The 12,939-nt window shown below is 68.3% G+C and carries 15 protein-coding genes; 6 read left to right on the top strand and 9 right to left on the bottom strand.

All coding sequences use genetic code 11. The features are described 5' to 3' along the window. Positions 1-111 precede the first annotated feature (111 nt). The 3 genes from J2852_RS16670 to J2852_RS16660 form a co-directional block, all read right to left on the bottom strand. Positions 112-486, bottom strand: coding sequence for a hypothetical protein (locus tag J2852_RS16670; RefSeq protein WP_209877469.1), 375 nt, complete (start codon positions 484-486; stop codon positions 112-114). A gap of 63 nt (positions 487-549) precedes the next feature. Further along, the gene (gmk, locus tag J2852_RS16665) at positions 550-1,155 is read right to left on the bottom strand and encodes a guanylate kinase (RefSeq protein ID WP_246499731.1); all 606 of its coding nucleotides are present in this window, start codon (positions 1,153-1,155) and stop codon (positions 550-552) included. 67 nt (positions 1,156-1,222) lie between these two features. After that, positions 1,223-2,089, bottom strand: a complete 867-nt coding sequence (locus tag J2852_RS16660; protein WP_209877465.1) for a YicC/YloC family endoribonuclease — start codon at positions 2,087-2,089, stop codon at positions 1,223-1,225. A gap of 112 nt (positions 2,090-2,201) precedes the next feature. On the opposite strand from J2852_RS16660, the gene J2852_RS16655 reads away from it, so the two are divergent. Further along, the gene (locus J2852_RS16655) at positions 2,202-2,963 is read left to right on the top strand and encodes an SDR family NAD(P)-dependent oxidoreductase (protein WP_209877462.1); all 762 of its coding nucleotides are present in this window, start codon (positions 2,202-2,204) and stop codon (positions 2,961-2,963) included. 49 nt (positions 2,964-3,012) lie between these two features. On the opposite strand, the gene J2852_RS16650 is transcribed toward J2852_RS16655, so the two are convergent. The 3 genes from J2852_RS16650 to J2852_RS16640 all read right to left on the bottom strand — a co-directional run bounded on the left by J2852_RS16650 (position 3,013) and on the right by J2852_RS16640 (position 6,313). Then, complete coding sequence (locus J2852_RS16650) at positions 3,013-3,480, bottom strand: class I SAM-dependent methyltransferase (RefSeq protein ID WP_246499729.1); 468 nt, start codon at positions 3,478-3,480, stop codon at positions 3,013-3,015. Between the two features lie 290 nt (positions 3,481-3,770). Continuing rightward, positions 3,771-4,424 carry an exopolysaccharide biosynthesis protein gene (locus tag J2852_RS16645; protein WP_209877458.1) on the bottom strand — a complete coding sequence of 218 codons (654 nt, stop codon included), beginning with the start codon at positions 4,422-4,424 and terminating at the stop codon, positions 3,771-3,773. Then, positions 4,421-6,313 (bottom strand): ABC-F family ATP-binding cassette domain-containing protein, encoded by a 1,893-nt coding sequence (locus tag J2852_RS16640; protein ID WP_209877508.1) that lies wholly within the window; start codon positions 6,311-6,313, stop codon positions 4,421-4,423. Before J2852_RS16640 ends, J2852_RS16645 begins: the two co-directional genes overlap by 4 nt. Before the next feature lie 209 nt (positions 6,314-6,522). On the opposite strand from J2852_RS16640, the gene ndk reads away from it, so the two are divergent. Beyond that, positions 6,523-6,945, top strand: coding sequence for a nucleoside-diphosphate kinase (gene ndk, locus J2852_RS16635; protein ID WP_209877457.1), 423 nt, complete (start codon positions 6,523-6,525; stop codon positions 6,943-6,945). A gap of 168 nt (positions 6,946-7,113) precedes the next feature. Beyond that, on the top strand, positions 7,114-7,593 hold the full coding sequence (locus J2852_RS16630) for a hypothetical protein (RefSeq protein WP_209877455.1): 480 nt from the start codon (positions 7,114-7,116) through the stop codon (positions 7,591-7,593). Positions 7,594-7,673: 80 nt separating this feature from the next. Here J2852_RS16630 and J2852_RS16625 read toward each other — a convergent pair whose 3' ends face one another. The 3 genes from J2852_RS16625 to purM all read right to left on the bottom strand — a co-directional run bounded on the left by J2852_RS16625 (position 7,674) and on the right by purM (position 9,624). Continuing rightward, positions 7,674-7,826 (bottom strand): aa3-type cytochrome c oxidase subunit IV, encoded by a 153-nt coding sequence (locus J2852_RS16625; RefSeq protein WP_209877453.1) that lies wholly within the window; start codon positions 7,824-7,826, stop codon positions 7,674-7,676. Between the two features lie 74 nt (positions 7,827-7,900). Then, the gene (gene purN / locus J2852_RS16620; RefSeq protein WP_209877451.1) at positions 7,901-8,554 is read right to left on the bottom strand and encodes a phosphoribosylglycinamide formyltransferase; all 654 of its coding nucleotides are present in this window, start codon (positions 8,552-8,554) and stop codon (positions 7,901-7,903) included. Beyond that, the gene (purM, locus tag J2852_RS16615; protein ID WP_209877506.1) at positions 8,542-9,624 is read right to left on the bottom strand and encodes a phosphoribosylformylglycinamidine cyclo-ligase; all 1,083 of its coding nucleotides are present in this window, start codon (positions 9,622-9,624) and stop codon (positions 8,542-8,544) included. The genes purN and purM overlap by 13 nt, the downstream gene beginning before the upstream one ends. 93 nt (positions 9,625-9,717) lie before the next feature. Here purM and J2852_RS32060 point away from each other — a divergent pair, with 93 nt between their 5' ends. The 3 genes from J2852_RS32060 (at position 9,718) to J2852_RS16600 (ending at position 12,915) form a co-directional block, all read left to right on the top strand. Further along, positions 9,718-11,154 carry a DUF2066 domain-containing protein gene (locus J2852_RS32060; RefSeq protein WP_209877449.1) on the top strand — a complete coding sequence of 479 codons (1,437 nt, stop codon included), beginning with the start codon at positions 9,718-9,720 and terminating at the stop codon, positions 11,152-11,154. Positions 11,155-11,287: 133 nt separating this feature from the next. Then, positions 11,288-11,848 (top strand): CDP-alcohol phosphatidyltransferase family protein, encoded by a 561-nt coding sequence (locus tag J2852_RS16605; protein ID WP_209877447.1) that lies wholly within the window; start codon positions 11,288-11,290, stop codon positions 11,846-11,848. Continuing rightward, the gene (locus J2852_RS16600; protein ID WP_209877445.1) at positions 11,845-12,915 is read left to right on the top strand and encodes an AI-2E family transporter; all 1,071 of its coding nucleotides are present in this window, start codon (positions 11,845-11,847) and stop codon (positions 12,913-12,915) included. The genes J2852_RS16605 and J2852_RS16600 overlap by 4 nt, the downstream gene beginning before the upstream one ends. Positions 12,916-12,939 lie beyond the last annotated feature (24 nt).

Here is a 12,939-nt window from a genome sequence, read left to right as displayed (position 1 = left end):
TCGCATCATGTGGCGGCTCCATGCCGACCACGGACAGAAGCATGAGCCCTGCGACGAGATCACGGCGGGAGAGGCTTGACCGAACCGGCCCGATTACAGAAGAAGGCGCTCTTAGTGGGTGTGGGGCGCGTTATCGGACGGTCGTCTGCGGTTGCCCTTGTCGGAATCGCCGGAGCCCTGCACGGCGTCGGCCACAGCCCCAATGGCGGCTTCGGCAACGGTGCGCGCCACGGAACCGACAGCGCCCGCCGCCTTGCCCCCGGTGTGTGCCACCTCTCGGCCGGTGTCGGCGACCGCCTCTCGGGCCTGTTTGTTGCCGGCGAGCACCCCGGCCATCGCGGTCAGCGCGGCGGCGGCCAGTTCCCGCCCAAGGGGCGAGGCCAGGAACCCGGCCAGGGACTTGCTCGACTTGCGAAGATGCCTGGGCACCTTCACGCCGCCGATCTTCTTGGGAAGCTTGAATCTTTTCGCCATCGACTTCGCCATGGACGACTCACTTTCGCTGAAACGGCGTCGTGAGTCGTCAACAGCGGCGGTCTGGGTGGGTTCCTAAAGCGCGGCCTGGACGCGCTGGACGAAGCCGGGCAGGCCGACCTGACGGGTGCGGCGCAGGCGTTCGGCGCGCAGGATAGCCTGCACGGAGGCCACGCTCTCGTCCACGTCGTGGTTTACGATGACGTAGTCGTATTCGGCCCAATGGCTGATCTCGTCCGACGCCTTGGCCATGCGCTGGGCGATCACCTCGGCCGAATCCTGGGCGCGGGTGTGCAGGCGGCGCTCCAGCTCCTCGCCGGACGGCGGAAGGACGAAAATGCTGACGAGGTCGGCGCGGGCGTTGGCGGCCAGCTGCTGCGTGCCTTGCCAGTCGATGTCGAACAGAACGTCGCGGCCGGCGCCCAGCGCCTGTTCCACCGTGCTGCGCGGGGTACCGTAGCAGTTGCCGAAGACGCGGGCGTGCTCCAGCAGCTCACCCTCCTCGGCCATGCGGTCGAACTCCGGCATGTCCACGAAATAGTAGTCGACGCCCGGCTGCTCGCCGGGGCGCATCGGGCGCGTGGTCACCGACACCGACATGGTGATGCCGGGGTCGCGGTCGAGCAAGCGGCGGGAAATGGTGGTCTTGCCAGCGCCGGACGGCGAGGACAGGACCAGCATCAGACCGCGCCGCGTGATATCTTTGGGGGAAGAAGTCGGGGCCATGGCCTTCTGATCGCTCGCCTGATTACTCAATATTCTGGACCTGCTCGCGCAGCTGTTCGATGGAGGCCTTCAGCGACAGACCGATGCGGGTCAGCTCCACGTCGGCGGACTTGGAGCAGAGCGTGTTGGCCTCGCGGTTGAACTCCTGGCACAGGAAGTCGAAGCGGCGGCCGATGGCGCCGCCCTCCTTCAGCATGTCACGGGCGGCCTGGATGTGGGCGCGCAGGCGGTCCATCTCCTCGCGCACGTCGGCCTTGGCGATGAGGATGGCGGCTTCCTGGGCGAGACGCTCCTCGGGGAGGGCTGGGGACGCGTCGAGCAGGGCGGCGACCTGATGGCGCAGGCGCTCGCGCAATGCCTCGGGCTGGGTGCTGGCGCAGGCCGACGCGGCGTCGATCAGGCGTTCAATCTCGTCGAGATGGCCGTTCAGCACGGTGACGAGGCGGGCGCCTTCGGACAGGCGCGCCGCAACCAGCTGGTCGATGACGCGGGCGAGGTCGGCCTTCAGGGCGGCCTCGACGCGCTCGCGTGCTTCGGTTTCGTCCTCTTCGACCGGCTCGATGATGCCACGCACGGCGAGCAGGGAGTCGAGGCGCGGCGCGGCGGCCCCGGCGCCTTCGATCTCGCGCGCCAGCTCCAGCACCTGGGCCAGCAGCTCGCGGTTGATGCGCAGCTGCGCCACGGACTGGCTGCGGTTGACCGTCAGGTTCAGGTTGACGCTGCCGCGCGCGAGCCGCTTGGGCATCTCGGCGCGGGCCGCCGCCTCGATGGTGTCGAAGCCCGAAGGCTGGCGGCAACGGATGTCGAGGTTGCGCCCATTGACGCTCTTGACCTCAAAGGTCCAGGAATAACCCTCGGCGTGCCCGTCCACGCGTGCGAAGCCGGTCATGCTGGAGACAGCGGGGCGTTGGGCGGACAAAACGGCCTCGACTACAATTTGTGGGATCTTGCGGCTCAAGTTATAGCGGCGGCAGGACGAGGCAACAAGCATTGAGGGGACTATGCGGAATCCGCGCTCCATCGTCATCACCGGGGCTTCCAGCGGAATCGGGGAGGAGCTGGCTTATGCCTATGCCGCTCCGGGAGTAACGCTGGCGTTGACCGGGCGCGATCCGGGGCGGCTGGCCGCCGTCGCGGAGCGGTGCCGGGGCCTGAGCGCGCAGGTGGATGGCGTGGTGCTCGACGCGGCGGACCGGGACGCCATGGCGGAGTGGCTGGCGGCGGTGGACGCGCGGGCACCGGTTGATCTGGTCATCGCCAACGCCGGCATTTCGGCAGGGACCGGCGACGGGACGGAAAGCGAGGAGCAGGCGCGACGAATCTTCCGGGTTAACCTGGATGGCGTTCTGAACACGGTGCATCCGCTGCTGCCGCGCATGCAGGCGCGGGGGCGGGGGCAGATTGCGCTGATGGCCTCGCTGGCCGGGTTTCGGGGCATGCCGGGCGCGCCGGCCTACTGCGCCAGCAAGGCGGCGGTGCGGGTGTATGGGGAATCGCTGCGCGGCGAACTGGCGGGGCAGGGGATCGGGGTGTCGGTGATCTGCCCCGGATTCGTGAAGAGCCGCATGACGGCGGTGAACCGCTTTCCGATGCCGTTCCTGATGGAGACGCCGGCGGCGGCGCGGGTCATCAAGCGGGCGCTGGCGGGGAACAAGGGGCGAATCTCGTTCCCCGCACCGATGGCGGCGGCGGTGTGGCTGCTGGCACTGCTGCCGGCGGCTTGGACCGACTCGCTGCTGCGGATGGCGCCGAAGAAGCCGTGAGGGGGCGTGTCGGGTTGAGCGTTGGCGAAACCCAACAGCCGCGCCTTATCTACGCCTTCCAGTAGCCCCAGACCGAGGCCGGCGGGATGTTGCGCGGGGTGAAGCCCAGGCGCTTGCCCTTGATGCCCAGCGCCTTCTGGTTCAGCGGCGATCCGATGGTGTAGGTGTAGAGGATGAAGCGGCTGCCTTCGGGCAGGACGCTGAAGCAGGCCTCCACGACCTCCTTCTGGACCGTCATCGGCATGTTGAGCATCGGGATGCCGATGACCACGGTGCCGACCTTGCCGACGAGGTTGGGGCCGAGGATTTCCGCCACCTTCCGGCAGTCGTCATGAATGACGTTCACGTCCGGGTAATGGCCGCGCAGAAAGCGGGCGAGGTGGTCGTCGATTTCGAAGCTGTAGATGCGGTCGCCCGGAATGCCGGATTCGAGCAGGGCGCGGGTGATCGCGCCGGTGCCGCCGCCGAACTCCACGATGACCTGATCGGGGCCGCAGACAAGATTCTGCCGGATCAACTTGCAAAGGGCTGGAGAAGACGGAGTAACCGAACCCATCGAAAGGGGATTTGCCATCCAACGCTGGAAGAATAGCCACGCGGCCGGCGGCGTCTTGCCGCTTTTTGATTTTTCGGCGACGGTGAATTCCGTTGGTGTCATAGATCGGCCTTTCGCCGTTGGCTGTTGAGCGATTGCCCCGGGGCTAAACAAGCAAGAGCCCCAAGGGGTCCCGAACCAAGCATTCCCTAAGCGCACTTATGTCGCAATCGACCGCACCCTGCAACCCACTGGACGGCCGAAGGCTATGTCTATGGAGTTAAGGCGAGGAGTTCCTGACCGGCGTAGGACAGGCCGCTCAGCACGACCACGAAGAACACCAGCGCCGCGACGGTGAGGGCGAGGCTGACCGCGATGGCCGCGCCGTCGCGCTCGATCAGGCCGAGGGAGAGAAGAACAAGCGCGAAGCCCGGCAACCAGCCGGTGAGCGGCAACGGCACGACGCAGGTCAGCGAGAGAAGCAGGATCAGGAAACCGAACCAGCGCTCGCGGTCGATGTCGGCGAAGCGGGAGACTCGGGGCTTCAGCATGCGCTCGATGCCGGTCAGGCGCGGCATGGCGGCGTCGATCATGCGGCCGGCCATCTTGCGGCTGACCGACCGGTGCAGCAGCCAGTCGGGCAGGGCGGCACCCCGCCGGCCGAAGGCCATCTGGGCGGAATACAGCAGAATCGGCAGGTCGAACAGGCAGGACACGCCCAGCGGCACCGGCGCCACCGTGGGCAGCGACAGGGCCAGCAGGATGGTGCCCAGCGACCGGTCGCCCAGCGCCTGGATCAGGTCGCCCAGCGATACCCGCTCGCCCGGCAGGTTGGCGCGGAAGGCCGCCAGAACGTCGGAGGTGCGTTCCTCCACCATGTCTTCGGCGGCAATGGAGGAGAGGGCCAATTCGTCTGACGCGCTCATACGCCGGCCTCCGCCGCCGCGCTCTCATAAGTCTCCAGCAGTTCCAGCCAGCTTTCCTCGGCGGCGGACAGCTTCTTGTCCACCACGCCCAGGTCGATCTGGAGCTTCTGCAGCTTGTCGCTGGGGCCGGTGTAGAGAGTGGGGTCGGCCAGCTTGGCTTCGATCTTCCGCTTCTCTTCGGTCAGCTTGTGGACCAGGGCTTCGGCGTCGGTCGCCTTCTTCTTCAAGGGCGCCAGAGAGGCGCGCGCCTCGGCGGCGGCGCGGCGCTGGTCCTTGCGGCTGGGGCCGGCGTCGGCGGTGTCGCCGCGTCCGCCCTGGCGGTCGGCGCGGGCACGCTCCAGCAGGTAGCGGCGGTAGTCGTCGAGGTCGCCGTCATAGGCCTGCACGGTGCCGTCGGCGACCAGCAGCAGGCGGTCGGCGGTCAGTTCGATCAGGTGCGGGTCGTGGCTGATGAGGATGACGGCGCCCTCGAACCCGTTGATCGCCTCGATGAGAGCTTCGCGGCTGTCCACGTCCAGGTGGTTCGTGGGCTCGTCCAGCATCAGGATGTGCGGCGTCTCGCGGCTCATCAGCGCGAGCAGCAGGCGCGCCTTCTCGCCGCCGGAGAGGTCGGAAATGCGGGTCTCGGCCTTGCTCTGCTGGAAGCCGAACCGGCCGAGGTGGGCGCGCACCTTTTCCTCCGGCGCCAGCGGCATGATGCGCTGGGTCTGCTGGATGGGGGTGAGCGACAGGTCCAGCTCATCCTGCTGATGCTGGGCGAAATAGCCGACGCGCAGCTTCGACGGCCGGCGCATCTCGCCGTCCATGGCCGGCAGGCGGCCGGCGAGCAGCTTCACCAGCGTGGACTTGCCGTTGCCGTTGGCGCCCAGCAGGGCGATGCGGTCGTCCATGTCAATGCGCAGGTTGACGCGGCGCAGGATCGCCTTGTCGCCATAGCCGATGGTGACGTTGTCCAGCGCGATCAGCGGTGGGGCCATCTCGTCCGGCTGGGGGAAGTTGAAGACGACCTCGGCGTCGTCCTCCATCAGCGTGATGGATTCCATCTTCTCCAGCGCCTTCATGCGGCTCTGCGCCTGGCGGGCCTTGGTGGCCTTGGCGCGGAAGCGGTCGATGAAGGACTGCATGTGCTTGCGCTTGGCCTCCTGCTTGGCGGCCATGGCCTGCAGGCGCTCGGCGTTGGCGCGGCGCTGGCGGAGGAACTGGTCGTAGTTGCCGGCGTAGGTGACCAGCTTGCCGTTGTCCACGTGGATGGTCGTGGTCGGCACGGAGTTCAGCAGGTCGCGGTCGTGGCTGACCAGCAGGATCGTGTGCGGGTAGTTCTTGAGATAGCTCTCAAGCCACAGCGTGGCTTCGAGGTCGAGGTGGTTCGTCGGCTCGTCCAGCAGCAGCAGGTCGGGCCGCGCGAACAGCACGCCGGCCAGCGCCACGCGCATCCGCCAGCCGCCGGAGAAGTCTGAGCAGGGACGGGCTTGAGCCTCCGCGTCGAAGCCGAGGCCGGAGAGCACCTGCGCCGCGCGCGACGGGGCGGAGTGCGCTTCGATGTCGGCAAGGCGGGCGTGGATTTCGCCGATGCGCATGGGGTCGGTGGCGGTCTCCGCCTCCGCCAGCAGAGCGGTGCGCTCCGTATCGGCGGCCAGGACCGCGTCGATCAGGGTGGTGGAGCCGCTGGGCGCCTCCTGCGCGACCATGCCGATCTTGGTGCCGGCCGGCACGGTGAGGGCGCCGGCGTCCGTCTGGAGCTGGCCGGCGATGAGCTTCAGCAGCGTCGATTTGCCGGTGCCGTTGCGGCCGACCAAGGCCACGCGATGGCCCTTCGACACCACGGCGGTGGCGTGGTCGAACAGCACGCGTCCGCCGTAGCGGAACGTCAGGTCGTTGATGTGCAGCATCTTGGGGCCGGATGTAACACGAGCCACCCCCGATTTGAAGGGACACGGGTGGGGCAACGCCGATATGGCTGCCATGGCGGGGGCTGCCACGAAGCGGTTGCCGTTGCCGCAAAGCGCCTATATAACGCCGCGCAACCGGCGCCCTGGCCTATCCTGCGGCGCCTTTAATGCCTTCAACAAGGCAAAGCCCCAACCAGGAGCCCACCGCCATGGCCGTCGAACGGACCCTCTCGATCATCAAGCCCGACGCCACCCGCCGCAACCTGACCGGCAAGATCAACGCCAAGTTCGAAGACGGCGGCCTGCGCATCATCGCGCAGAAGCGCGTCCAGCTGTCGAAGGCCCAGGCCGAGCAGTTCTACGGCGTGCATCGCGAGCGCCCGTTCTTCAACGACCTCGTGTCCTTCATGATCTCCGGCCCGGTGGTCCTGCAGGTTCTGGAAGGCGAGAACGCCATCGCCCGCAACCGCGAGATCATGGGCGCCACCAACCCGGCCAACGCCGCCGAGGGCACCATCCGCAAGGAGTTCGCCGAGTCGATCGAGGCCAACTCGGTGCACGGTTCGGACGCCCCGGAGACCGCCGCCCAGGAAATCGCCTTCTTCTTCGCCGGCATCGAGCTGGTCGGCTGAATTCAGCCGGTTGATTCGTGATTTGAGCGAGGGCCGTCCCGTTCGGGGCGGCCCTTTGCTTTTGCGTCACGAACTTGTCCCTTGGCTTATCCCCTGGCGGGGTGAAGCCGTCATGGACAGGAGTCGCAAAGTCGAGTATTCGGGGAAGTAACCGTAAGGAGCACCACGATGGAACGCCAGGACGTCAAGCCGATTGTCGCAGCATTGCTGGAACCTCTGCCGCCGCTGGTGCAGGGCCGCAATGATCTGGGCGACCAGGGCGTGGTCGAATTGCTGGTGCGCGGCTATGTGGACCAGTGCCTTGCCGCGTTCCAGGAAGTGGTGAAGGAAAACATCGACCAGGACACCGCCATCGACGGCATCAACCGTCAGGCAACCGCGCTGAATTCCGTGTTCCTGGGCACCAGCGGCTTCAACACGGTGATCACGCACCCCTGGAATTCCGCCGATCAGTTAGGCGTCTTCCTGCGCGATAAGGTGGGCCTGGATTTCCCGCCGGAGGATTGCGTGCGCGCGACCCTCATTCATCTGGCGACGCAGATCATGCACGCGATCCAGACCGGGCAGGACGATTGGGAGTCGCAGGTGGACTCGCTGGTCGGCGAGGTGCGCGACCTGCTGCTGGGCCGGCTGCCGGCGGGGCAGTAAACGATGGGGCAGTAAGGCGCGGGCGGCGGGCCCCCACCCTAACCCTCCCCCACCTTCGGCGGGGGAGGGGATACGCTGATTTACAGCAGGAAAATCGCCATAAGGATCAGCAGGACCACCACGGCGGCGGTGCCGTAGGTCATGAATTGCGTGAAGGCATGCCAGCCGGCCGCATGTTCACGCACCAGCTCATCGCTGACCGGATTGTGACCGTCGTGATCGGTTACCGCCATTTCGTCCCCCCATTCTGGGCGTTTGATCCGGCGGAGAATGTGGGGACCACGAACGGTGCCGGCAAGGGCTCCGCTTAAGCCGGCGGATTGATGACGGACGGCTGGGTCGGGACTGCGCCGTCGATCACCACCACGTCACCCTCGACGCGGGCGCGGCCCTCGGCGATCAGGCGGACGGCCTGCGGGTAGATGCGGTGTTCCGAGTCCAGAACGCGGTCGCCCAGCGCGTGGGCGTCGTCGCTGGGCAGGACAGGAACCGCTGCCTGCACGATGATCGGCCCCTCGTCCATCTCCGGGCGCACGTAATGGACGGTGCAGCCGTGGAAGCGCACCCCGGCGGCCAAAGCCCGCTCGTGCGTGTCCAGCCCCTTGAAGGAGGGTAGCAGCGACGGGTGGATGTTGATCAGCCGGTCGCGCCACTGCTCCACGAACCAGGGCGACAGCAGCCGCATGAAACCGGCGAGGCAGACCAGCTCGACCCCGGCCTCGCGCAGCTTGGCGTCCATGGCCTGCTCGAAGGCCTGCTTGTCGCCGGGGAAGTCGCGGTGGCTGACCACGGCGCCGGGGACGCCGGCCTTGGCGGCGCGCTCCAGACCGAAAGCATCGGCCTTGTTGGAGAGCACCAGCGCGATCTCCGCCGGGAAGTCCGGGGCGGCGCAGGCGTCGATCAACGCCTGCAAATTGCTGCCCCGGCCCGAGATCAAAACGCCGATTTTCAGGCGCGCCATGCCGTGTCCATTCCGGTGACGGTGACGCGGGCCTCGCCGTCCTTGACCGCGTGCACGGTGCCGACGGTGAAGACCGTCTCGCCGGCCTTGGTCAGGATGTCGATGGCCTGCTCCGCCTTGTCCGCCGGAACCACGGCGATCATGCCGAGGCCGGAGTTGAAGGTGCGGGCCATGTCCAGCGGCGTCAGACCGCCCGTCGTCATCAGCCAGGAGAAGACCGGGGGCAGCGGCCACTTGGCGGCGTCCAGCGTCACGCCCAGCCCGTCCGGCAGGACGCGCGGAATGTTCTCGATCAGGCCGCCGCCGGTGATGTGGGCCAGCGCCCGCACCGTGCCGGCGCGCACGGCCGCCAGCGCGCTCTTCACATAGATGCGCGTCGGGGTCAGCAGCGCGTCGCCCAGCGTCTTCGAGGCGTCCCACGGGCAGGCCGAATCGTAGCCGAGGCCGGACTTCTCGACCAGCTTGCGCACCAGCGAGTAGCCGTTGGAATGCACGCCGGAGGAGGCCATGCCGATGACCACGTCGCCCGCCTGCACGGCGGAGCCGGTCAGCGCATGCTCGCGCTCGACGGCGCCCACGGAGAAGCCGGCGAGGTCGTAGTCGCCGTCCGAATACATGCCGGGCATCTCGGCCGTCTCGCCGCCGACCAGCGCGCAGCCGGCCTGGCGGCAACCCTCGGCGATGCCGGCGACGATGGCGCGGCCGGCGGCCACGTCCAGCTTGCCGGTCGCGTAGTAGTCGAGGAACAGCAGCGGCTCCGCGCCCTGGACCACGAGGTCGTTTACGCACATCGCGACGAGGTCGATGCCGACCGTGTCGTGCTTATTCGCGAGGATGGCGACCTTCAGCTTGGTGCCGACGCCGTCGGTGGTGGCGACCAGGAGCGGGTCGCGATACCCGGCCGCGCGCAGGTCGAACAGCGCACCGAATCCGCCGAGCCCGGCGTCGGAACCGGGGCGCGCGGTGGAACGGGCGAGCGGCTTGATCGCGTCAACGAGCGCGTTGCCCGCGTCGATGTCCACGCCGGCCTGCTTGTAGGCGTCGGACGTGTTATTAGACTGGGTGCTGATGGTATCCTCGCTTGGGCTGAGCTATATACCAGGGCCACACGATCGCTGGGCCGTCGGAACGGGCCGAACATACTCGAATCGGAAGGCATTGCAATGCTCCACCGCCGCCGCGCGCCGCTGTTTGCGGGCTTCGCCGCCGTCATCGTGGCTCTGGCCGTTCCGGCCGGCCCCGCCGGGGCGCAAACGCCGGCCGCCGCTCCACCCGTGGCCGTGCCGTCCGCTGGGGTGGGGGCCGGGCCTGCCGCCGGAGCGGTTTCGCCCGACGGATTCACCGTGTCCGGGGTCAAGGTGGACGTCAACGCCGCCAACGCCAACGCCGCCCGCGATCAGGCGATTCGCGAGGCGCAGGTGAAGGCCTGGTCCGAGATGTACAAGCGCCTCGTCCCGACCGCAACCAGCGTCCCCCGAGTCTCCGACAACGACCTCGCCCGGCTGGTCCAGGGCTTCGAGATCGACGACGAGAAGGTCTCGGCGACGCGCTACGTCGGCTCCATCACCGTGCGCTTCCGCCCCAACGCGGTGCGCGAGACGCTGGCCGGCGGCGGGCAGCAGTACGTCGAGCCGCCGTCGCGCCCCTTCGTCGTGCTGCCGGTCACCGTGACCGATGGGCGCGCTGTGCTGTGGGAAGACCGGACCGCGTGGCGCGAGGCGTGGGAGAACCGGACCGGCGCATCGCTGGTGCCGCTGGTAGTTCCGGACGGGGAACTGGCGGACATCTCCGCCATCGGCGTAAACGAGGCGCTGTCCGGCAACCAGGAAGCCCTGGCCCGCATCGCCCAGCGCTACAACGCGGGTGGCGTGATCGTCGCCCGGACGGATTTGCCGGCGGCCGGGCCGGACCTCGGGCGCGGGCTGACCGTCGATGTGACGCGCTATGCGCCGGACGGCACGAAGGAGGAGCAGGCGGTCAACGTGAAGGCCGACGCCTCCGACCGGCCGGACGATGTCCTGAACCGCGCCGTGACCTTCGTGGCCGCCGCCGTGGACGAATCCTGGCGCCGCGACAACATGGTGGCGACCGGGCCGGAGCAGTCGACCATCGTGCGTGTCCCGCTGTCGCGCCTGGACGACTGGGTGGAAACCCGCAAGCGTCTGGGCGGCGTTCCGGCGGTGACCCGCGCCGACATCGTGTCGATGAGCCGCAGCGAGGCCGTGGTGGCGCTGACCCATCGCGGCGACGTGGAGCGCCTGCGGCAGGCCTTGGCGCGCCGCGACCTAGGGCTGACCCGCACGGCGGCGGCGGCGGTTCAGCCGGTGGGGCAACCGGGTTTGCCGGTCGCACCCGTGTCCGACTGGCAGCTGAGCCCGCTGCTGCGCGGCGCCGGGGCTGAGATTGCGCCGGTGACCGGGCCGGCAGGCGGAGTCGCGCCGATGGCCGCCCCCGCGCCGCTCGGCGCGCCGGCCCCGATGGGTGCCCCCGCCCCGATGGCGGTGCCGCAGCCGTACGGCGCTGCGCCGGCCGGTGTCGCGCCGGGCGCGCCGCCGCGCAACCTAGGCACCCTGCCGGCCGCAGGTCCGAGCCGCTATTGATCCCCGTCATCGTCATTCCCGCGAGAGCGGGAATCCAGGGCGTGCCGACGTGTTGTCAAGGCGCCCTGGATCCCCGCCTTCGCGGGGATGACGCATATATTGGAAAATCCCCTGCATTGCCGGTGAGCGCGCGGTGAGCATTCCGAACATCATCACCTTTGGCCGCATCCTGATCGTGCCGGTCGCCGTCTATTTCATCCTGGCGGGCGAGCTGGGCGTGGCCTTCTGGCTGTTCGTCGGGGCCGGTATTTCGGACGCGGTGGACGGGGCCGTCGCGCGCATGTTCCGGGCGCGCACGGTGCTGGGCGCCTATCTGGACCCGATCGCCGACAAGGCGCTGCTGGTCAGCGTCTATGTGTCGCTGGGCCACGTCGGCGAGCTGCCGCTATGGTTGGTCATCCTGGTGGTGTTCCGCGACGCGATGATCGTCGGCGGTGTGATGCTGCTGTACACGCTGAAGGAATCGCTGGCGATGCAGCCGCTCTACATCAGCAAGATCAACACGGCGGTGCAGATCGCCCTGGTCGCCGTCGTGCTGGCGCCGGCCGGGCTGGGCCTGCCGGAGTTCCAGCTGGCGGGGATGCCGGCCGCGGAACTGCTGGTCTGGACTTGCGTCGCGACCACGGTGCTGTCGGGCCTCGCCTACGTCTATCGTGGCGGGTTGCTGTTCAACCGGCACGGGGGCGTTCCGTGAGCCCAGCCAAGCAGCTGCGCTTCTGGCTGATCGGGCTGGGACTGTTCGTCCTGGCGCTGTGGATGCTGTCCGGCATGCTGCTGCCCTTCGTGGCGGGGCTGGCCATCGCCTATCTGCTCGACCCGGTGGTGGATCGGCTGGAGCGCTGGGGCCTGCCGCGCTGGCTGGCCACCACGACGGTGCTGCTCTCCTTCGTCGTGGTGTTGGTGCTGTTCGCGCTGCTGCTGCTGCCGCTGGTCCAGGCGCAGGTGGCGCATCTGATCGAGGTGCTGCCGCACTACGCCACCGTGCTGCGCGAACGCGTGCTGCCGATGCTCGACCGGCTGATCCACCGCCTGTCGCCGGAGGATGTGGAGCGGCTGCGAGGCGCGGCCGGATCCTACGCCGGCGACGTGGTCGGCTGGGTTGGGCGGATGCTGACGCGGATCCTGTCGGGCGGGCTGGCGCTGTTCGACGTGCTGTCGGTTCTGTTCATCACGCCCATCGTCGCCTTCTACCTGATGCGCGACTGGGACGTGCTGGTCGCCACGGTGGACAGCTGGCTGCCGCGGCATCATGCGGAGACCATCCGGGAGCAGGCGCGCGAGGTCGACTCGACGCTGGCCGGCTTCGTGCGCGGGCAGGCGCTGGTCTGCGTCGTGCTGGGGGTATTCTACGCGGTGGCGCTGTCGGCGGCGGGTCTGGACTTTGGGCTGGTCATCGGCTTGGTGGCGGGGCTGCTGTCCTTCATTCCCTATGTCGGCTCGCTGTTCGGATTCGTGTCGAGCACGGGGCTGGCGCTGTTGCAGTTCGACGAGTTGTGGCGGGTCGGCATCGTGGTCGGCATTTTCCTGTTCGGGCAGGCGGTGGAGGGCAACGTCCTGACGCCGAAGCTGGTCGGCGAGAAGGTCGGGCTGCACGCGGTGTGGGTGATCTTCGCGCTGCTGGCCGGCGGCAGCCTGTTCGGCTTCGTCGGTGTCCTGCTGGCCGTGCCGGTGGCGGCGGTGATCGGGGTCTTGACGCGGTTCGCGCTGCGCCAGTATCTCGCCAGCCCCTATTATCGCGGAAATGGAACCGTCGAGCCATGAGCGATCCGGCATGAGTTTGGGCAT

The sequence above is a fragment of the Azospirillum soli genome, from assembly GCF_017876165.1.
Classification (GTDB): Bacteria; Pseudomonadota; Alphaproteobacteria; order Azospirillales; family Azospirillaceae; genus Azospirillum; species Azospirillum soli.
Note: the sequence above shows the minus strand (reverse complement) of the source record. Positions and strands in the feature narration are given on the sequence as shown.

Excerpts from the sequence above, each read along its gene's own strand:
- J2852_RS16670 (WP_209877469.1), bottom strand. The coding sequence starts at position 486 with ATGGCGAAGTCGATGGCGAAAAGATTCAAGCTTCCCAAGAAGATCGGC.
- gmk (WP_246499731.1), bottom strand. The coding sequence starts at position 1,155 with ATGCTGGTCCTGTCCTCGCCGTCCGGCGCTGGCAAGACCACCATTTCC.
- J2852_RS16660 (WP_209877465.1), bottom strand. The coding sequence starts at position 2,089 with ATGACCGGCTTCGCACGCGTGGACGGGCACGCCGAGGGTTATTCCTGG.
- J2852_RS16655 (WP_209877462.1), top strand. The coding sequence starts at position 2,202 with ATGCGGAATCCGCGCTCCATCGTCATCACCGGGGCTTCCAGCGGAATC.
- J2852_RS16645 (WP_209877458.1), bottom strand. The coding sequence starts at position 4,424 with ATGAGCGCGTCAGACGAATTGGCCCTCTCCTCCATTGCCGCCGAAGAC.
- J2852_RS16640 (WP_209877508.1), bottom strand. The coding sequence starts at position 6,313 with ATGCTGCACATCAACGACCTGACGTTCCGCTACGGCGGACGCGTGCTG.
- ndk (WP_209877457.1), top strand. The coding sequence starts at position 6,523 with ATGGCCGTCGAACGGACCCTCTCGATCATCAAGCCCGACGCCACCCGC.
- J2852_RS16630 (WP_209877455.1), top strand. The coding sequence starts at position 7,114 with ATGGAACGCCAGGACGTCAAGCCGATTGTCGCAGCATTGCTGGAACCT.
- J2852_RS16625 (WP_209877453.1), bottom strand. The coding sequence starts at position 7,826 with ATGGCGGTAACCGATCACGACGGTCACAATCCGGTCAGCGATGAGCTG.
- purN (WP_209877451.1), bottom strand. The coding sequence starts at position 8,554 with ATGGCGCGCCTGAAAATCGGCGTTTTGATCTCGGGCCGGGGCAGCAAT.
- J2852_RS32060 (WP_209877449.1), top strand. The coding sequence starts at position 9,718 with ATGCTCCACCGCCGCCGCGCGCCGCTGTTTGCGGGCTTCGCCGCCGTC.